Origin of the sequence: Bradyrhizobium liaoningense, assembly GCF_018130785.1 — a bacterium.
GTDB classification, from domain to species: domain Bacteria; phylum Pseudomonadota; class Alphaproteobacteria; order Rhizobiales; family Xanthobacteraceae; genus Bradyrhizobium; species Bradyrhizobium liaoningense_A.
Genome location: NZ_JAFCJT010000001.1, coordinates 1,162,349 through 1,181,431, shown reverse-complemented (window position 1 = coordinate 1,181,431; position 19,083 = coordinate 1,162,349). Strand labels below are relative to the sequence as shown.

15 protein-coding genes are annotated in these 19,083 nt (G+C 63.5%); 9 read left to right on the top strand and 6 right to left on the bottom strand.

The window, feature by feature from the left end:
• Positions 1 to 230: 230 nt before the first annotated feature.
• From JQ627_RS05185 to JQ627_RS05170, 4 genes are all read right to left on the bottom strand, one after another.
• On the bottom strand, positions 231 to 1,418 hold the full coding sequence (locus JQ627_RS05185; RefSeq protein WP_212483047.1) for a 6-phosphofructokinase: 1,188 nt from the start codon (positions 1,416 to 1,418) through the stop codon (positions 231 to 233).
• Between the two features lie 89 nt (positions 1,419 to 1,507).
• Complete coding sequence (locus JQ627_RS05180; RefSeq protein ID WP_212483046.1) at positions 1,508 to 2,653, bottom strand: fructose-1,6-bisphosphatase; 1,146 nt, start codon at positions 2,651 to 2,653, stop codon at positions 1,508 to 1,510.
• A 260-nt stretch (positions 2,654 to 2,913) separates the two neighbouring features.
• Positions 2,914 to 4,128, bottom strand: a complete 1,215-nt coding sequence (gene rocD, locus JQ627_RS05175; RefSeq protein ID WP_212483045.1) for an ornithine--oxo-acid transaminase — start codon at positions 4,126 to 4,128, stop codon at positions 2,914 to 2,916.
• A 195-nt stretch (positions 4,129 to 4,323) separates the two neighbouring features.
• A complete protein-coding gene (locus JQ627_RS05170; RefSeq protein ID WP_212483044.1) occupies positions 4,324 to 5,556 on the bottom strand; it encodes a cytochrome P450 in 1,233 nt (410 codons plus the stop codon).
• A 107-nt stretch (positions 5,557 to 5,663) separates the two neighbouring features.
• Between JQ627_RS05170 and JQ627_RS05165 the strand changes: the two genes are divergently transcribed.
• From JQ627_RS05165 to JQ627_RS05125, 9 genes are all read left to right on the top strand, one after another.
• Positions 5,664 to 6,206 (top strand): phosphonopyruvate decarboxylase, encoded by a 543-nt coding sequence (locus tag JQ627_RS05165; protein WP_212483043.1) that lies wholly within the window; start codon positions 5,664 to 5,666, stop codon positions 6,204 to 6,206.
• Positions 6,203 to 6,793, top strand: a complete 591-nt coding sequence (locus JQ627_RS05160) for a thiamine pyrophosphate-dependent enzyme (RefSeq protein WP_212483042.1) — start codon at positions 6,203 to 6,205, stop codon at positions 6,791 to 6,793. Before JQ627_RS05165 ends, JQ627_RS05160 begins: the two co-directional genes overlap by 4 nt.
• A 143-nt stretch (positions 6,794 to 6,936) precedes the next feature.
• Positions 6,937 to 7,638 (top strand): TetR/AcrR family transcriptional regulator, encoded by a 702-nt coding sequence (locus JQ627_RS05155; protein ID WP_212483171.1) that lies wholly within the window; start codon positions 6,937 to 6,939, stop codon positions 7,636 to 7,638.
• A 1-nt stretch (position 7,639) separates the two neighbouring features.
• Positions 7,640 to 8,833, top strand: a complete 1,194-nt coding sequence (locus tag JQ627_RS05150) for an efflux RND transporter periplasmic adaptor subunit (protein ID WP_212483041.1) — start codon at positions 7,640 to 7,642, stop codon at positions 8,831 to 8,833.
• 70 nt (positions 8,834 to 8,903) lie between these two features.
• Positions 8,904 to 11,999 carry a MexW/MexI family multidrug efflux RND transporter permease subunit gene (locus JQ627_RS05145; protein WP_212483040.1) on the top strand — a complete coding sequence of 1,032 codons (3,096 nt, stop codon included), beginning with the start codon at positions 8,904 to 8,906 and terminating at the stop codon, positions 11,997 to 11,999.
• Between the two features lie 150 nt (positions 12,000 to 12,149).
• Positions 12,150 to 14,732 (top strand): ATP-binding protein, encoded by a 2,583-nt coding sequence (locus tag JQ627_RS05140; protein WP_212483039.1) that lies wholly within the window; start codon positions 12,150 to 12,152, stop codon positions 14,730 to 14,732.
• Positions 14,729 to 15,118 carry a response regulator gene (locus JQ627_RS05135; RefSeq protein ID WP_212483038.1) on the top strand — a complete coding sequence of 130 codons (390 nt, stop codon included), beginning with the start codon at positions 14,729 to 14,731 and terminating at the stop codon, positions 15,116 to 15,118. The genes JQ627_RS05140 and JQ627_RS05135 overlap by 4 nt, the downstream gene beginning before the upstream one ends.
• On the top strand, positions 15,115 to 16,365 hold the full coding sequence (locus JQ627_RS05130) for an adenylate/guanylate cyclase domain-containing protein (protein ID WP_212483037.1): 1,251 nt from the start codon (positions 15,115 to 15,117) through the stop codon (positions 16,363 to 16,365). The genes JQ627_RS05135 and JQ627_RS05130 overlap by 4 nt, the downstream gene beginning before the upstream one ends.
• A 9-nt stretch (positions 16,366 to 16,374) precedes the next feature.
• Entirely contained in the window at positions 16,375 to 17,121 is a 747-nt protein-coding gene (locus JQ627_RS05125; protein ID WP_212483036.1) for a hypothetical protein, read from the top strand.
• Here JQ627_RS05125 and JQ627_RS05120 read toward each other — a convergent pair.
• Positions 17,118 to 18,005: an ABC transporter permease gene (locus tag JQ627_RS05120; RefSeq protein WP_212483035.1), complete on the bottom strand. Its 888-nt coding sequence runs from the start codon at positions 18,003 to 18,005 to the stop codon at positions 17,118 to 17,120. The two genes, JQ627_RS05125 and JQ627_RS05120, sit on opposite strands and share 4 nt — an antisense overlap.
• A gap of 3 nt (positions 18,006 to 18,008) precedes the next feature.
• Complete coding sequence (locus tag JQ627_RS05115; RefSeq protein WP_212483034.1) at positions 18,009 to 18,950, bottom strand: ABC transporter permease; 942 nt, start codon at positions 18,948 to 18,950, stop codon at positions 18,009 to 18,011.
• Between the last annotated feature and the right edge of the window lie 133 nt (positions 18,951 to 19,083).

Below are 19,083 nucleotides of genomic sequence, written 5' to 3'. Positions count from 1 at the left end.
CAAGCCGATGGACGAGGTGCTGCGCACCTACGGCGGTCACGAGCGCTGGCCTCACGGGTTTGCGACCTGTTGCAGCGCGTTGAAGCGCGCCTTCTGCTCGCCGCTCAGCGTGGCATAGCGGGTTCGACCAGCTTGGCGGCCGTCAGCGTGAGCCCTCTGAATTGACTTCCGCTTTCAGCGGCAGAACGGACATCGGCTGGACTTACTGCTGGCTCGCCCGGTCCGGCACGCTAAGACGCGCGGTTAAGAAAGATCGGCAGCCCCTGCTTATTGGCGTAGAGGGGGCGGTAGCGCTCCGTGTTGTAGCTGCTCGCAACGTCCAATTTGCGCGGACCGAGCTTGGCGTCAGGGATGGGCACGAGGTCGTAGCGGCCCTCGACCAGCGCCGACATGAGGCCGGTCTTGCTTTCCAGCATGGCATCGTAGGCCATGTTACCGAAAGTCAGGGCCACAAGCTTGTCGATGAAGTCCGGATCACCCGATCGCAGATCGTAGGTGAGATCGGAGGTGATCGTCTCCTCGCCGGTGCGCTGCTTGATCTCGTCGGCAAGCGATTCCGCCACGTTGGCCTTCTTGCGGTGACCATAGGCGTCAGGCTCGCCGTATTCCCGCAGCTTGTAGCCTTCCCACTGAGCTCCCTCGCTTAGTACGATCAGCGCGTAGTTGCTTGGATTGGCGCGCTTGTCCTCGATGAGCAACTGGATAAGCTTGTCGAGGTCGACCTTATACTCCGGTATGACGCATCGTATCGAGGTCGCATACGCGGTGTAGAGTGCCGTAAATCCGGCATCGCGGCCAAAGACGCGGAAAATGCCAATTCGCTCATGCGAGCCCACGGTGGTGCGCTGCCGCTGGATGGCATCGCTGGCGCGGGTGATCGCGGTCGAGAAGCCGATGCAGTACTCGGTGTTGCGGACATCATTATCCATCGTCTTCGGGATGGCGATGATCTTGACGCCGAGTTCGTTGAGCTTGGCCGCATAACTGAGCGTGTCGTCGCCGCCGATGGCGATCAGGTGTTCGATGCCAAGTCCCGAAAGGTTAGCGAGCACCCGGCTGGTGAGATCCCACGTCTTTGTCGCGATGCCGCCGTTGGTGCTCAGCGAGACCGGAACATCATTGCCGACGAGATGATCGGGCAGCTTTTGTATCTTGGAGGGATTGACGCGGCTCGAGTGCAGCACGGTACCGCCGCGCCGGTCGATGGTTCGAGTGTTTTCACGGTTCAGCGGGATGACGTAGTGGGACCTGCTGTTAGGGTCGTCGAGGTTCAGGTGCGTGAGGGCCTCCCAACCACGGCGCAGACCGACAACCTCGATGTCGTCCTCACTGCTGCGATAAGTCACGCTCTTGATGACTGCATTGAGGCCCGCGACGTCGCCGCCGCCCGTGAGAATGCCGATGCGTTTTTTGGCCATATCCACCTCCGGATCGGCAAGTCGTCATAGCGCCTGCATCTGTCGATTGAAACGTGAACGTCGCTCCAGCTTCTGATTGGAGGCGATCGCTACTCGGCCGCTTCCGGCTTGCGGTCTTCGCGCAGTCGAAAACGCTTCAGCAGTCCGGACACGGTGTCGCGGAAGCCGCCATATTCCAGTTCGGAATAGGGTAGCATGGCGGCGCCAGACCAGCCTTGGCTGCGCATCTCGATGGCCTTGCGCTGGGCGCGCCGGCGGACCTCATCCCATGACGGGTTGTCGAAGAAATCGGTGTAGGACTCGGCAAAGCGGCCTTCCCTGTCGATCGAAAAGCCGACGCAAGAAACGATCGGCAGGCAGTACATGCCGGTAACGGGCGTGTTGAGTGGCACCGGCATGAGCGGCATCACATGCGAGCCGCGTGCATCGCCGCCCACGAAGTGTGCTTTGGCGAACGGCGAGATTATTTCCTCTGGAGCCGGGAAAATCCCCTGGTTCCTGACGATCGCGACTGGATCATCCTTGCCGGTGTACTTGCCTGCGATCGCGTGGAGGCGCTGCGCCGAAACGGCCACGACGACCTCGCCATGGGTTCGAGAAATGATGCGATCGATGCCGAAGCGCTCGTTGTCGCGAAGCAGGGCGGCGATGTGGTAGCTGTCGGCGGGTGCATCGAGCTCGAGTAGGCTGTCGCCGGCCGTGTTGTCCATGTCGATGACATGGAAACGGAATCCCTTGATCATCGGAGGCAGCATCAGCCCAGCGCAGTACATGGGGTCGGCAAAGGCGAGATAGAGCGGCAGGTTGTAGGCGCCGGGGCCGCATTTGTCGGCCGCGAACACCATGAAGGACTCCGCGGGTCGCACGCCGGACAAGCTGTGGTCGAAGCTGAGCTCGGCGACGCCTGGGCCGGCGCCGCGAATGTTCCCGGAAGGCGCGTCGGCGAGAAGATCCTGGCCAGCGCCATAGAGCCCGGAGGTTTTCGCGACCGAGGTGGCGGCGAGGAACGTCTTCCAGGCGAGTTGATGGACCTCGGAGCTTCCTTCGCCCCGTGTGTGCGTCATGATGATCGCAATGTCGTCGCCGGTGTGGCAGATGAAACCGTCGATCAGCAGACCATTGCAGATCGCCTTGGCAACCTCGCCCTCGACAGTCGCGATCATGCGTGAAGACGGTTTCGTATGCCCGCCAACGGAGCCAACGTCAGCTTTGATGACTGAAAGAGTGAGTCTCATGAGCATTTCTCCGATCCGCGCAGCTCAGCGCCACCGGCCTCGGCGCTTGCTGCGCCGGGCATGGCGCTGCTCATTCGCGGACCAAAACGTCCGTCGCTCCGATAGGTTCCACGCACCCCATTCATCCGGTTGCCGGGATCATGCAGAGTTTTGCCTTAGGACAATGCGTCACTATTTGCGCTGCACGAGTCCGGTTCTGGCCGGGCCGCTAACTCGTTGTTGGCCGGGGCCGGTATTGCGATCTTCCGACGCAGGCAGCTTCAGGAGAAATCCTGCGTCAGGGTCGTCGCGAACTGCTGCAGCGCCCAGTCGACCTCATCGCCGGTGATCACCAGCGGCGGGGCGATGCGGATCGTGTGCCCATGGGTGTCCTTGGCGAGGATACCCTTGCCCTGGAGCGCCTCGCAGTAGCGGCGCGCGGGGCCGGCCTCTGGATGCAGCTCGACCGCCAGCATCAGGCCGCGCCCGCGTACGTCGCGGATCGTGTTGGCACGAATGTCCTTCAAGCCTTCCAGAAGGCGCGCGCCCTGCCTGGCCGCGTTCTCGATCATGCCTTCCTCGACCAGCACGCGCATCGCCGCGCGCGCCACCGCGCAGGCAAGCGGGTTGCCGCCGAAGGTTGAGCCATGCTGTCCGGGTCTCAATGTCCCGAGCACCTCGTTGTTCGAGAGCACGGCCGACACCGGATAGAAGCCGCCGGACAAGGCTTTGCCGAGCAGGGTCACGTCCGCCTCGATTCCCTCGTGTTGTTCGGCGAGCAGCTTGCCGGTGCGGCCGAGCCCGGTCTGGATCTCGTCGAGCACCAGCATGACGTTGTTGGCCGTGCAGAGCTCCCGCACCCTGGCGAAATAGCCGACTGGTGGAATGATGACACCGGCTTCGCCCTGGATCGGCTCGACCAGAAAGGCGACGGTGTTTTGCGTGATCGCTGCTTCGAGCGCCGCGGCGTCGCCGAACGGGATGATCCTGAAACCCGGCGCGAACGGTCCAAAGTGTGTGCGGGTCTCAGGGTCCGTTGAAAAGCCGATGACGCCCAGCGTGCGTCCGTGGAAATTATCGGCGCAGACGATGATCTCGGCCTGGCCGTCCGGCACGCCCTTCACCTCGTAGCCCCATTTTCGCACCGACTTGATCGCGCTTTCGACCGCCTCGGCGCCACTGTTCATCGGCAGCACCTTGTGGGAGCCGGTCAGCGCCGCGATCTCTTCGTAGAACGGGGCGAGCTGGTCGTTGTGGAAGGCGCGTGAGGTCAGCGTCAGCCGGTGTGCCTGTTCCACCATCGCCGCCAGGATCTTGGGGTGACAATGGCCCTGGCTGACCGCGGAATAGGCCGAGAGGCAGTCGAGATAACGGTTGCCGTCGGTATCCCAGACCCAGACACCTTCGCCGCGCGACAGGACGACCCCGATCGGTTCGTAATTACGGGCGCCAAAGCGCGCTTCTGTTGCGAGGAAATCAATGACGGACGAGCTCATCTTTCGTCACTCCATTGCTGCGTGCCGGCGTCAACCGACTGCACCGCGCTCAACTTGATCCGGGCATCGGCGAGGTGCGCGATGCCGCTGATTTGCCTCCCCTTGTCAAATGGTTGTGCGGATCCACAGAGGCAATCTTCCGCCAACCTCCGCTACTGTGCATGGGGTTGTTTTCGACATTTTTGTTTTAGGCCCTCAACCTATGAAGCAGGGCACGCTCAGAAAGCCGCGGAACCGCACCCGTCCGCCGCGCACCGGCTGGCCGCTCACGGCATAGTGCGGGAAGCGCGCCAGGAAGCGCGAGATCGCAATCGCGCCTTCCAGCCGTGCCAGCGCCATGCCGGCGCATTGATGCGCGCCGGTGGCGAAGGCCAGATGCCGGTTCGGCGTGCGCGCGATGTCAAAGCGTTCGGGCTCCGGAAACTGGGCGGGGTCGCGGTTGGCCGCCCCGATGCACAGCGTCACCGACGTGCCGCCATCGAGCATCACGCCGCCGAGCTCGACCGTCTCTGTCGTCATGCGGTTGCCGAGCTGGTTCGAGCTCTCGTAGCGCAGCATCTCCTCGACGGCAGTCTTGATCAGCTCGGGGTTGTCGATCAGCCGTTGCTTCTGGTCCGGATTCCGGTGCAACGCGACGAGGCCGTTGCCGATCAAATTGGTGGTGGTCTCATGCCCGGCATTGAGCAGGAAGATGCAATTGTGCAGCAGCTCCTTCTCGGTCAGCCGCTCGCCGTTATCCTCGCCGTTACCTTCTCCCTGGATCAGGCGCGCCAGCACGTCGCGCTCCGGATTGCCCGGCCTCTCGCGCCGGCGCGCAACCAGCGTTTGGAGGTAGCCGAGAAAATCCTTCACTGCCTTGTTGCCGCGCGCAGCCACCTCGGGCGACACCACCGGCTCGAGTGCACCGAGGATCGCGAGCGACCAATCGCGCAGCGGCTCACGCTCGTCATGGGGAACGTCGAGCAGATTGCCGATCACTTCGATGGGGATCGACGCGGCGAAGTCGTTTATCAGCTCGCAAGCCCCCTTGGCGGCGATGGCGTCGAGCAGGCCGTCGACCAGCTTGACGATATCAGGCTCCATGCCTGCGATCGCGCGCGGCGACAGGGCGCCCATGATCAGGCGCCGCACACGCGTGTGCGCCGGCGGGTCGTTGAAGACGAGGCTCGTGGTGTGGTGCTCGTAGAGCGGGGTGTCGCCGTATTTCGGCGCGAACTCGCGCTTCTTGTCCGAACTGAACGACTTTGTGTTCTTGTAGGTGGTGACGAGATCGTCATAGCGGGTCAGGAACACGGTGCCGTTGGGCAGGCGCTTGACCGGCTCGTTTTCCCGCAGTGCACGATAAGTCGGGTAGGGATCGTCGTAGAATTCGGGTGTCAGCCGCTCCAGATCGAAATTGGCCGCCAGTTTTTTCGCATCTGCGTTCATGCCGCCATACTCGCCGGTTGAGACCGATATGCTGATTTCGCTCTTTCGAGCGGCTCGGATCACCGTCTACAGTCGTGTCGTGATTTGCAAGCCGACCGGACAGGAAAATGCACGCGCGCTCTGACGCCGCCGACACGGCCCCGAATTGGCCCGACGATATTTTCGCGACATTGCAACGCTTCGACGTCAGGCAGGTGCCTTACGTGCCCGATGCCGGCCATTCGAAGCTGATCCAGCGTGTGCTGGGCTCATCCACGATGCGCGGCATTCCGCTGACGACGGAGGAGGAGGGCGTGGCGCTGCTCGCCGGCGCCTGGACCGGCGGACAGCGCGGCGTCTTGCTGATGCAATCGAGCGGCGTCGGCAATTGCATCAACATGCTGTCGCTGATCCCGATCCTGCGCTTTCCGTTTCTGACGCTGGTGACCATGCGCGGCGAGTGGGGCGAGTTCAATCCATGGCAGGTGCCGATGGGATCGACCACGCAGGGTGTGTTCGAACTCTCGGGTGTCCAGGTGCTGCGCGCCTCGAACGCGGCCGAAGTGCCGGCCGTGCTGGAGGCGGCCGCAGCGCAAGCCTACAACGCGCTCACGCCCACCGCCGTCCTGTTGTCGCAGCGCCTGATCGGCGCCAAGGTTTTCACCAAATGAGCAAGGCCAATCTCCTCGACCGCCGTCAGGTGGTGTCCACCCTGCTTGCGAACCGCAAGGACGTGGTCGCGATCGGCGGCCTCGGGGCCTCCACCAACGACATGTGTGCCGCTGGCGACCACGCGCGCAACTTCTACCTCTGGGGCGGCATGGGCGGCGCCGCGATGATCGGGCTTGGCCTGGCGCTGGCGCAACCAGAACTGCCGGTGCTGGTCATCACGGGCGACGGCGAGATGCTGATGGGGATGGGGAGCCTCGCGACCATCGGCCTCCAGAAACCGTCCAACCTCTCGATCGCAGTGCTCGACAACGAGGCCTATGGCGAGACCGGCGGCCAGACCAGCCATACCTCCGCTGCCGCCGACCTCGTCGCCATCGCCAGGGCCTGCGGCATCCAGGACAGCCGGGCGATCTCGACCATGGCGGAAGTGGAGGCCTTTGCGAAAGCCGTCCACGACGTCTCGGCCGGCCCGCGATTCGCCAATGTGAAGATCAACAACGCCAGTCTGGAGCGAATTCTGCCGACCCGGGATGGAACCTATATCGTCAACCGGATCCGCGACGACCTCGGCTTCCAGCCGATCTAGCCCCGCCTGGCTCATGTCCTGAGCAACCGTCCCGGTCCCTCCGGGCGGGGAAGTGTGGCCATTTTCCAACAAGTTCGCACCCACATAGGTTGCGATGCAGCATATTGCTTGACTTTTGCGTGGGTGAGTGCTTACTCACTAACATGAGCTCATTGCGTATGACGAGCGACCTGAGGCGTCAATTGATCCTCGGTGCCGCGAAACGCTGCTTTGCCCGACACGGCTATACCGGCACCACGACGAAGAGCGTGGCGGCCGCCGCTGCCATTTCTGAGGCGCTGCTGTTCAAGCATTTCCCGTCCAAGGCGGCGCTCTACGCCGAAATCCTCAGCGACGAATGCGAAGCCGATCCGGCACTGACGGACCTGCTCGAGCGGGAGCCTTCGACGGCCACGCTGGTCGAGTTGATCCGCGGCATGGTCCAGCATTTCCTCCACATCGCCGACGGGCCCGACCAGGAAGAGGCGCAGCGCCTGCGACTGATGGCCACCAGCCATCTGGATGACGGCGAATTCGCCCGTCTGCTATACGCCAAAATCGAGAAGCTGATCGGAGCGGTCTTCCTCGCCTCGCTCGAGCGCGCGGTTGCCAGCGGAGACGCGCGGCCGTTCAGCGGCGATCCGCTCAACCTGTTCTGGTTTGCGCATCATTCAGTGATGACGGCTGCGCTGACCAGGCTGCCGGCCACGCCCTGCCTCGTCTACGGCAAGGCGAACGATCTGGAGCGGCAGCTCTGTGAGTTTCTCCTGAGGGGTATCGGACTTAACGACGCCGCAATTGCTTCGCATTTGGGCCGCGATCAGGTCGCGGATGCGGGCAAGACGGCGATTGCAGAAAGCGCATGACATGAACATCGTAACCGAACACAAGATTTCGGGCGAACCGATCGACACCAAGGCTCCCAAGCGTCCGGTGAGGCCAGTGCTGTGGTTCATCATCGTCGGCACGCTCCTGGGCGTGCTCGTCGGTGGTCTCGTCTGGTTCAATTACTTCCGCGGCCAGATGATCAAGCAGTTCTTCGCCAACAACAAGCCGCCGCCGACGGCAGTCAGCGCGGCCGAGGCGAAGTCCGAGGTGGTGCCGAACCTTTTAACCGCCGTCGGCGGGCTCTCCGCCGTGCACCAGGTCGACGTCAGCGCCGACGTCAATGGCCGCGTCACCGAGATCAAGTTCGAGCCGGGCGCCCATGTCGAAGCCGGCACGCCGCTGGTGCAGTTCTTCGACATGCCGGAGCAGGGCGACCTCGCCAATTACAAGGCGCAGGCGACCGTTGCGCAGCTCTCGCTCGACCGCGCCAAGCAGCTGGCCTCGCGCCAGTTCGGTCCGCAGGCGACCGTCGACACCGCGCAGGCCGCCTACGACCAGGCGATGGCCGGCATCGCCAAGACGGAAGCCGTGATCTCGCAGAAGCTGGTGCGCGCCCCGTTCTCCGGCGATCTCGGCGTGCGCAAGGTCGAGGTTGGACAGTATCTGACGGCGGGCACGGCGATCGTCTCGCTGACCGATCTGTCGCAGCTGTGGGCGAACTTCACCGTGACGGAAAAGGACTCGGGCAACCTCAAGGTCGGCCAGGTCGTCAGGCTCAAGGTGGACGCCTATCCGGGGCGCGTCTTCGAAGGCAAGATCACCACGATCGAGCCGCAGATCGCCGCCGACACCCGCAACATCCGGGTACAGGCGACGATCGCCAATCCCGACAAGATCCTGAAGCCCGGCATGTTCGTGACCACGACGGTCGTGCTGCCGGACAAGCCGGCGGTCATCACGGTGCCGGAGACGGCGGTCGACTACACGCTGTACGGCGACTCCGTGTTCGTGATCACCGAGAAGAAGGAAGAGGACGGCAAGACCAGCCTCTCCGCGGTGCGCACCTTCGTGCAGACCGGCAACCGGGTCGATGGTCGCGTCGAAATCATCAAGGGCGTGAAGCCGGGCGACAAGGTCGTCGCCGTCGGCCAGCTCAAGCTGCAATCGGGCGCTGCGGTGTCGATTTCGACTGACCCCGCTCCACAGATCCCGGCGCAGCCGCCGCGCTACTGATCAACACCATCCAAGTGATCCGGCCCGGCCGGATCACTTTTCTTGAGACATAGAAATCGAGATCGCCGCGATGGCATTTACCGATATTTTCATCAAGCGACCCGTCCTGTCGGTCGTCGTCAGCCTGCTGATCCTGCTGATCGGCCTGCGCGCGGCGATGGTGCTGCCGATCCGGCAGTATCCGAAGCTGTCGAACACGGTCATCAACATCACGACCGTCTATCCCGGCGCGTCCGCGGACCTGATCCAGGGCTTCATCACCACGCCGATCGAGCAGGCCGTCGCTTCCGCCGAAGGCGTCGACTACATCACCTCCTCCTCGGTGCTCGGCACCTCGACGATCCAGGTCTACATCAAGCTGAACTTCGATCCGAACCAGGCGCTGACCGAGGTGCTGGCCAAGACGAACTCGGTCAAGTACCTGATCCCGAAGGAATCCAACGACCCGATCGTCACCAAGACCACGGGCCAGACCACGGCCGTGATGTATCTCGGCTTCTCGTCCGAGGAACTGTCGGGCTCGGCGATCTCGGATTATCTGACGCGCGTGGTGCAGCCGGTGCTGTCGACCGTCGATGGCGTGGCTTCCGCCGATATTCTCGGTGGCCAGACCTTTGCGATGCGGCTGTGGCTCGATCCGGTGAAAATGGCCGGCCGCAACGTGTCGCCGGCGGATGTTGCGACTGCGATCACCGCGAACAACTTCCAGTCCGCAGCGGGGCAAACCAAGGGCTACCTCATCGTCTCGAACGTCTCGACGAACACGGGCCTGACCGACGTCAACCAGTTCAAGAAGATGATCGTCAAGGCCAAGGACGGCGGCTTCGTGCGGATGGAGGACATCGCCACCGTCGAGCTTGCGGCCCAGAGCACGGATGCGAGCGTCGCCTTCAACGGCGAGCACGCGATCTTCATCGGTGTGCAGGCGACGCCGCAAGGCAACCCGCTGACGCTGGTGAAGGGCGTGCGCGCGCTGTTCCCCGAGCTCGAACGCAATCTGCCGCCGTCGATGAAGATGAAGGTCGCCTACGACTCGACCAAGTTCATCCAGTCCTCGATCGACGAGGTGGAGAAGACGCTGGGCGAAGCCGTGATCATCGTGATCGTGGTGATCTTCCTGTTCCTGGCCTCGTTCCGTTCGGTCATCATTCCTGTCGTCACGATTCCCTTGTCGATGATCGGCGTCTGCACCTTGATGCTGGCCCTGGGCTTCAGCTTCAACCTCTTGACCCTGCTCGCGATGGTGCTCGCGATCGGCCTCGTGGTCGACGACGCCATCGTCGTGGTGGAGAACATCCATCGCCATCTGGAGGAGGGCAAGACACCGGTACAAGCGGCGCTACAGGGGGCGCGCGAGATCGTCGGTCCCGTCGTGTCGATGACGATCACGCTCGCCGCGGTGTACGCGCCGATCGGCTTCCTCGGCGGTCTCACCGGCTCGCTGTTCCGTGAGTTCGCCTTCACGCTTGCGGGCTCGGTGATCGTGTCAGGCGTGATCGCGCTTACGCTGTCACCGATGATGTGCTCGGTGCTCCTCAAGAACACCGAAGAGGGCCGCTTCGCCAAGCTCGTCAACAAGGTGTTTGGCGCGCTCACGCGCTGGTACGGGCGCAAGCTCGACCGCTCGCTCGACTACAAGGCCATCACCGGCCTGTTCGCGGTGACGATCCTCGGGCTCGTCGGCTTCCTCTACATGCATACGTCGAAGGAACTGGCGCCTGAGGAAGACCAGGGCATCGTGTTCGCGGTGACCAAGGCGCCGAAATACGCCAATATCGACTACGTCGACTTCTATGGCGAGAAACTCGACAAGGAATTCCAGAAATTCCCCGAGACCGATCTGCGCTTCGTGCTGAACGGCATCAACGGCCCGCAGGGCGGTATCGCCGGCATGCTGCTCAAGTCCTGGGAGGAGCGCAAGCGCTCGTCGATCCAGCTGAAGCCGCTGGTGCAGGCCGAGCTCTCCAAGATCGAGGGCGTGCAGGCCTTCGCGTTCAACCTGCCGCCGCTGCCCGGCGGCCCGGGCGGCCTGCCGATACAGATGGTCATCAACTCCACCGCAGGATTCCAGACGGTCTATGAGCAGATGGAGAAGCTGAAGGATGCCGCCCGCAAGAGCGGTATGTTCATCGTCTCCGACAGCGACCTCGCCTACAACCAGCCCAACGTGAAGGTCACGATCGATCGTACCAAGGCGCAGGACCTCGGCGTCAACATGCAGAACCTCGGCTCTACGCTCGCGGTGCTGCTCGGCGGCAACTACATCAACCGCTTCAATCTGGAGGGCCGTTCCTACCAGGTGATTCCGCAGGTGCCGCGTGGCCAGCGGCTCTCGCCGGAATCTCTGGGCGGTTACTACGTGACGACCAATACCGGCCAGCAGCTCCCGCTGTCGACGGTGGTGTCGATCGAGACAAAGACCGACCCGAATTCACTGACGCACTACAACCAGCTGAACTCGGCGACCTTCTCCGCCGTGCCGATGCCGGGCGTGACCGTTGGTGCGGCGGTCGACTTCCTCGAAGGCGAAGCCAAGAAGCTGCCCGCGGGTTTCAGCCACGACTACCTCGCCGACAGCCGGCAGTACGTGCAGGAGGGCAATCAACTCGCGGTCACCTTCGGCTTCGCGTTGATCATCATCTTCCTGGTGCTGGCGGCGCAGTTCGAGAGTCTTCGTGATCCTCTGGTGATCATGATCTCGGTGCCGATGGCGATCGTCGGCGCGCTGATCCCGTTGTTCTTCGGCGTGGCGACTATGAACATCTATACCCAGGTCGGCCTGCTGACGCTGGTCGGGCTGATCACCAAGCACGGCATCCTGATGGTGGAGTTCGCCAACGAGCTCCAGATCAACGAACGGCTCGACCGACGCTCGGCCATCGAGATGTCGGCCCGTATTCGTCTGCGGCCGATCCTGATGACCACGGCGGCGATGGTGACCGGCCTGATCCCGCTCCTGACTGCGTCCGGCGCGGGCGCGGCCAGCCGCTTCTCGATCGGTCTCGTGGTCGTCGCCGGCATGTCGATCGGTACGCTGTTCACGCTGTTCGTGCTGCCCGCGGTCTACGTCGTGCTGGCAACCGACCACCGCGCGGCGGCCGATTCCGAGCGGAACAAGGAGGTCAACGATCTCGACCTCAATTCCAAGGCGCTGCGACCGACCTGAGCCGCAGGTCAGCGAACCAGAGGGCGGCAGCGGCACCCGTTGCCGCCCTTTTCACTTGCCCCGCAGCCTGCGGCCGCCGTCAGGATTACGGGGAACTCCTTTCCGCGTTGGCGAGAGACAAGTTCCGGCCTTCTTGCTAGATTCGCCGGGATGAGCATCTCCCTCCATCCTGACACCCCACAAGCCAGGACGCTGCCCGGCGCGGCTCCGGACGGCGTCGTGCCCGGCGAACCGGCGGGGCAAGGGATCAGGATCCGGCTGTTCACCAAATATGTCGCGCTGTTCGTGGCCGTCGTTGCCATTGCGCTGCTGGCCAACGGCCTGTTCGAGGTCTTCTTCTATTATCGCGAGCACAAGGCCGCGCTGATCCGGGTCCAGCATGAACAGGCCGAGGCGGCGGCGGCCAAGATCGGCCAGTTCGTCAAGGAGATCGAGAGCCAGCTTGGCTGGACCACGCAGCTGCCCTGGTCGGCGAGTTCGATCGAGCAGCGCCGCTTCGACGCGCTACGGCTGCTGCGCCAGGTGCCCGCGATCACCGAGCTCGCCCAGGTCGATGCGACCGGCAGGGAGCGGTTGCGGGTCTCCCGGCTCGCCATGGACGCGATCGACAGCGGGATCGACCTGTCGGACGATCCGAAATTCACCGAGGCGGTGGCGCACAAGGTCTATTACGGGCCGGTCTATTTCCGCAGGGAGTCCGAGCCCTACATGACGCTGGCGCAGGCCGGGTCGCGCAAGGATGCCGGCGTCAGCATCGCGGAGGTCAATCTCAAGCTGATCTGGGACGTCGTGTCCCAGATCAAGGTCGGCGAGCACGGACACGCTTACGTGGTCGGCCCCGAAGGGCGCCTGATTGCGCATCCCGATATCAGCCTGGTCCTGCGCAACACCGACATGTCCGGCCTCGCGCAGGTGCGCGCTGCGCAGGCCGCAGACGGCACCCTGTCCGAGGCGCTTCCAGAAGCACGCAACATCCAGGGGCAGAAGGTGCTGACCGCATCGGCCCCGATCGGGCCGCTGCATTGGACCATGTTCGTCGAGCTGCCGGTCGAGGAGGCCTATGCGGCCCTCTATGCCGCGTTTGAACGGCTCGCACTGGTGCTGCTCGCCGCGTCGATCTTTGCGGTGCTCGCCGGGATTTTCCTCGCGCGCCGCATGGTCGGCCCGATCCAGGCGTTGCGCAGCGGCGCTGAACGGATCGGTGGCGGAGACCTCTCCCAGCGCATCTCGATCAAGACCGGCGATGAGCTCGAGGGGCTCGCGGACCAGTTCAACCATATGGGCGAGCGTTTGCAAGAATCCTATGCGGACCTCGAGAATAAGGTCGAGCAGCGGACCGCGGAATTGAGCGAGTCGTTGCAACAGCAGACCGCGACCGCAGACGTGCTGAAGGTCATCAGCCGCTCTGCGTTCGATCTGCAAACCGTGCTTGACACGCTGGTCGGATCGGCAGCCCGTTTGTGTGATGCGGACGAAGGAACGATCTTCCGGCCTCGCGACGGCGTCTTTTATCTGGCCGCAAGCTGCGGTCTTGATGCCGAGCAGGAGAAGAAGCTTCGGACATTTGCCTCCGTGCCTGAACGGGGAAGTGTCGTCGGACGCACCTTGCTTGAATGCACGACAGTGCATGTTCCGGACGTGCAGGCGGATCCCGAATATGCGCCTTCGTCCGCGCGAAGACGCTCTAACGTTCGTACGATGCTGGGTGTGCCTCTGCTTCGAGAGGGGGCGCCCATCGGAGTGTTTGTCTTGACGCGACATATCGTGCGTCCGTTCAGCGAGAAGCAGATCGAGCTCGCCACGACTTTTGCAGATCAGGCCCTTATTGCGATTGAGAACGTCCGGTTGTTCGACGAAGTTCAGGAGCGCACCAGAGAGTTGTCGCGGTCGCTCGATGATCTGCGTGCCGCGCAGGACCGTCTGATCCAGACCGAGAAGCTCGCTTCGCTCGGCCAGCTCACGGCGGGTATCGCGCATGAGATCAAGAACCCGCTCAACTTCGTCAACAATTTCTCCTCGGTGTCGACGGAGCTGATCGACGAGCTCAACGAGACGCTGCAGTCAGCTGCACTCGACGGCAAGACGAAGGAAGAGGTCGACGAGCTGACCGGAATGCTCAAGAGCAATCTGGAAAAAGTGGTGCAGCACGGCAAGCGCGCCGATTCCATTGTCAGGAACATGCTGCTGCATTCGCGCGAGGGCTCCGGCGAGCATCGCCCCAGCGATATCAATTTGGTCGTGGAGGAGAGCCTCAATCTGGCCTATCACGGCGCGCGTGCCGAAAGGCCCGGCTTCAACGTCACGCTCGACCGCGATTTCGATCCCGCCGCCGGCATGGTCGACATCTATCCGCAGGAGATCACGCGTGTCTTGCTCAATCTGATCTCGAACGGCTTCTATGCCGCAGCCAAGCGCAAGGAGAGCGCCGCAGACGCCTTCGAGCCCACCCTGCGCGCGACAACGAAAAATCTCGGCGACAAGGTCGAGGTCCGGATCCGCGACAACGGCACCGGGATTCCGCCGGAGGTGAAGGAGAAGATGTTCAATCCCTTCTTCACGACCAAGCCGGCCGGAGAGGGCACCGGGCTCGGCCTGTCCATGAGCCACGACATCGTCGTGAAGCAGCACGGCGGCACGATCGACGTGAACACCACACAAGGTGTATTCACCGAATTCATCATCACGCTGCCGCGCATGATGGCGGCAGGCGGCACTCCCGGAGGCAAGATTTGAACGTTTACATCCTGGTCGTCGATGACGAGCCCGATGTCGAGGCGCTGTTCCGGCAGCAGTTCCGGCGTGACCTGCGTGCCGGACGCTTCCAGATGGAATTTGCGCCGTCCGCGTCCGATGCGCTCAAGCTCGCCTCCGAGGTGCGCGACCCCTCGTTGATCCTGATCCTGTCTGACATCAACATGCCAGGCATGAGCGGACTCGATATGCTGCCCAAGGTGCGCGCCGAGCATCCGGACGTTCCCGTCATCATGATCACGGCCTATGGCGACGCCGAGACGCGCCGGAAGGCGATCGAGCGTGGCGCCATCGGGCTCCTCACCAAGCCGATCGATTTTGCGCTGCTGCGGCAAGAGATCGACACGAGGCTCGAGCAAGCCGCATGACTTCGACCATCCTCTTCGTCGACGACGAGCCGGACCTCGAGGCGCTGATCCTGCAAAAATTCCGCAGGAAGATTCGTGACGGGCTCGTCGACATCATATTCGCGCGCGACGGCGTCGAGGCGCTCCAGTCGCTTGAGCAGAATCCGCACGTCGATATGGTGGTCTCCGACATCAACATGCCGCGCATGGACGGGCTGTCGCTGTTGGCGAAGCTCCAGGAGGCCGAGGACAAGAAGTCGACCATCATCGTCTCGGCCTACGGCGACATGAGCAACATCCGCACCGCCATGAACCGCGGCGCGTTCGACTTCCTCACCAAACCGATCGACTTCGCCGACCTGGAAGCCACGATCGAGAAGACCATTCGCCATATCGAGATGCTGCGCGAGGTGCGGCGGCGTCAGATCGAGGCCGAGCGGGCCCACGCCGCGCTGTCGCGTCATTTCTCGCCCGAGCTCGCCAGGCGCCTGGCGGCAGGCGGCGAGGGCGAGGGGATCCAGGTGCAGTGGCGCGATATCGCGACCATCTTCACCGACATCACCGGCTTCACCTCGCTGGTCGAAACCGCCCCGCCCGAGATGCTGGGTGCGCTCCTCAACGAATATGTGGGTGGGATGACGGAAGTCGTCTTCGCGCATGAGGGGACGGTCGCAAAAATCATCGGCGATGCGATCCAGGTGCTCTTCAACGCGCCCGGCGATCAGCCCGATTATGCGACGCGTGCGGTCGCTTGCGCTCATGACCTCGATGCCTGGGCGCAGGATTTCTGCGCGCGGCAGAGCGCCAAGGGCGTGAACTTCGGCACAACCCGCATCGGCATTCACGCCGGGCCCGCGCTGGTCGGCAATTTCGGCGGCAACCGTTTCTTCGACTACACGGCCTACGGGGATTCCATCAACATCGCGGCGCGGCTCGAAGCCGCCAACAAGCACCTGGGAACGCGCATTTGCGTCAGCGCCAGCGTCGCCAAGGCGGCTGAGAATTTCCAGGGGCGTCCCGTGGGTGAGCTGATGCTGCGCGGACGCAGCGAACCGCTGCGCGCGTTCGAACCGTTGCCGCAGGACAAATTCGAAGCGCCAACGACGGCGCAATATTCCGAGGCTTTTGCCAAGATGGAGGCCGGCGACGTCGCGGCCATGCCCGCCTTTGCCGCGCTGGTCGGGATGCACGCCGACGATTCTTTGGCCGGTTTTCACCTGAAGCGCCTGCTCAATGGCGCCAAGGGTATCCGCATGAAACTGGAATAGGAGTTCGAGATGACACGTGACTTCTCTGCCGGCAATTACCGTTTCATTCCGTCCGTGTTTCAGTATTCGGCCGGCGCGGCTGCGGATGACGGTTATGAGATCGAGCGCGTTCGGTTCGATCGCCTGGTGCCGCTGGCCGAGGGATTTGTGCTTGCGGCGAAGTATATCCGGGAAGCAGGCCGGCCGCTGACGGCGTTCTGCGCCTGCGAGCTGCGCTCACCGGCGGCCTTCAGCGAAGAAGGTTTTCGCGCATTCAACCTGCATTATGTGAAGACGCTGTCCGAATGGGGTATCTTCGACGGCACCACCAATCCGGTGGCGCGCAGCAATGTCTGTCCGGAGATCGATCCGCCATCCGAGCCGTCGTTCTATGCCTTCTCCTTCACGCGTCCGACCACATCGAAGACGCCGAGCTTCGTGATCGCGGGCGGCGCCGAGGCGCGCGAGGGCAGCGGGACCTATGTCGAGCGCACCGTGCGCTACCGCGACCTCAGTCCGGAGGGCCTTCGCGAGAAGGTGCGGTTCACCACGACGTCGCAGATGGAGAACCGGATGACGGCGTTCGGCTTCGGCTGGAAGGACACGACCGGCGTGCAGGCCTATTCCGTGCACGACTTCCACCACGCGCTGGTCGACGAGTTGGTCCGTCGCGGCGCGCTGCGCTCCGGCCTGACCTGGCATTTTGCCCGGCCGCCGGTGGTCGATCTCGAATACGAGATGGATTGCCGCCGCGTGATGCGGGAGAGCGTGATCTAGCGCTGGCGCGGGTCGAGCGCGTCGCGCAGGCCGTCGCCGAGCAGGTTCAGCGACAGCACCACCAGGAAGATCGCAAGACCCGGCCAGATCGCCATCCACGGCGCCTGCGTCAGGAAGCGCTGCGCCGCGTTGAGCATGCTGCCCCAGGACGGGGCGGGCGGCTGCTGGCCGAGGCCGAGGAACGATAGCGCCGCTTCGGCAATGATGGCGGCGGCGATCGACAGTGTCGCCTGCACCAGCAGTGCCGGCAGGATGTTCGGCAGGATGTGCGAGAAGGCTATCCGCCACGGCGGATTGCCGAGCGCGCGCGCCGCCTCGACATAGTCTTCGGCCTTGACGCTCAACACCTGCCCGCGCGTCAGGCGGATGAAGATCGGCGTGGCCGAGATGCCGATCGCGATCATGGCGTTGCCGAGGCTGGGACCGAGGAAGGCGGCCAGCGCAATCGCCAGGATCAGGAACGGGCAGGCCAACATTGCATCGGTGATCCGGCTGATCAGCGCGTCGACAAATCCGCCGCGATAACCGGCGAGGAGACCGAGAGGGACACCGATCCCGAGCGCAATCGCGACCGAGATCAGACCCGCCATCAGCGAGGCTCGCGCGCCGTAGATGATGCGGCTCAGGATGTCGCGGCCGAGATCGTCGGTGCCGAACCAGTGGGCGGCGGTGGGCGGCTTGCGCACCAGGCTCCAGCTCGTTGCAATGGGATCATAGGGCACGACCAGCGGCGCAAGGGCCGCAAGCAGGATGAAAGCCGTGATCACGATAAGCCCGAAGACCGCAGCCTTGCGCTTGAACAGGCGCCGCCGCGCACGGCGGGCCGGGCTGTCCAGCTCGTAGGCCTGCGTGGCGGGACTGGCTGGCAGTGCGGCGTCGGTCATCGTCTAACCTCGCAGCCGCGGATTGACGAGGACATAGGCGACGTCGGCAACGAGATTCAGCGTGATGTAGACCGTGGCCGTCACCAGCACCACGCCCTGCACCACCGCATAGTCACGGTTGAAGACGGCATCCACGATCAGCTTGCCGAAGCCGGGAATGGAAAAGATCTGCTCGGTCAGAACCGCGCCCGACAACAGCGTGCCGAGCTCGAGCGCACCGAGCGTAATGATCGGCGTCAGCGCGTTGCGCATCGCATGCTTGAGGATCACCGAGCGCTCGGAGAGACCTTTCGCGCGCGCGGTGCGGACATAGTCGCTCTCCAGAACCTGGAGCATGGCGCTACGTGTGTGTCGCATCAGGATCGCCGAAATTGCGTTGCCGAGCACGAAGGCCGGCATGATGGTGGCAGCCAGGCTCGCGCGCCAGTCCTCGGTGAGCGGCACATAGCCTGAGGCCGGCAGCCAGCCCAGGTGAATCGAGAACAGGAAGATCATGAGGATTCCGAGCCAGAAATTTGGCGTCGAGATGCCCCACAGCGCGAACAGATTGGCACCATAGTCCCAAACCGTGCCCTTCTTCACCGCGGAAACGATGCCGGCGGGAATGCCGATGAGGAACGCGATCAGGATCGCCATCGAGCCGAGCTGGAGCGTCACCGGCAGTTTCTGTGCGATCAGCTCGCGCACCGGCATCTTGTTGCGCAGCGACTCGCCGAAATTGCCTGAGACAACGCCTTTGAGCCAATAGACGTACTGCACGGGGATCGGCTGATTGAGCTTGTACTGCTGGCGGATCTGTTCGATCACGGCGGGATCGCGCTCCTCCCCGGCCATCACCAGTGCGGGATCGCCCGGCAGCAACTGCTGGAGCGAGAAGATCAGCACCGACACGAAGAACAGTGTCGGCACGATCTGTGCGATTCGGTGGGCGAGGAAATTCAGCATGGTTCGGTCCGTGTCCCGGGCGCAGCGCAACATGTAATGTTGCGCTGCTGAACCGGGACCCATCTGTTACGACGAGTCCGCGCTATGGGTCCCGGCTCTGCGGTGCAGCGCTTGCGCGCCGCGCCGCGTCCGG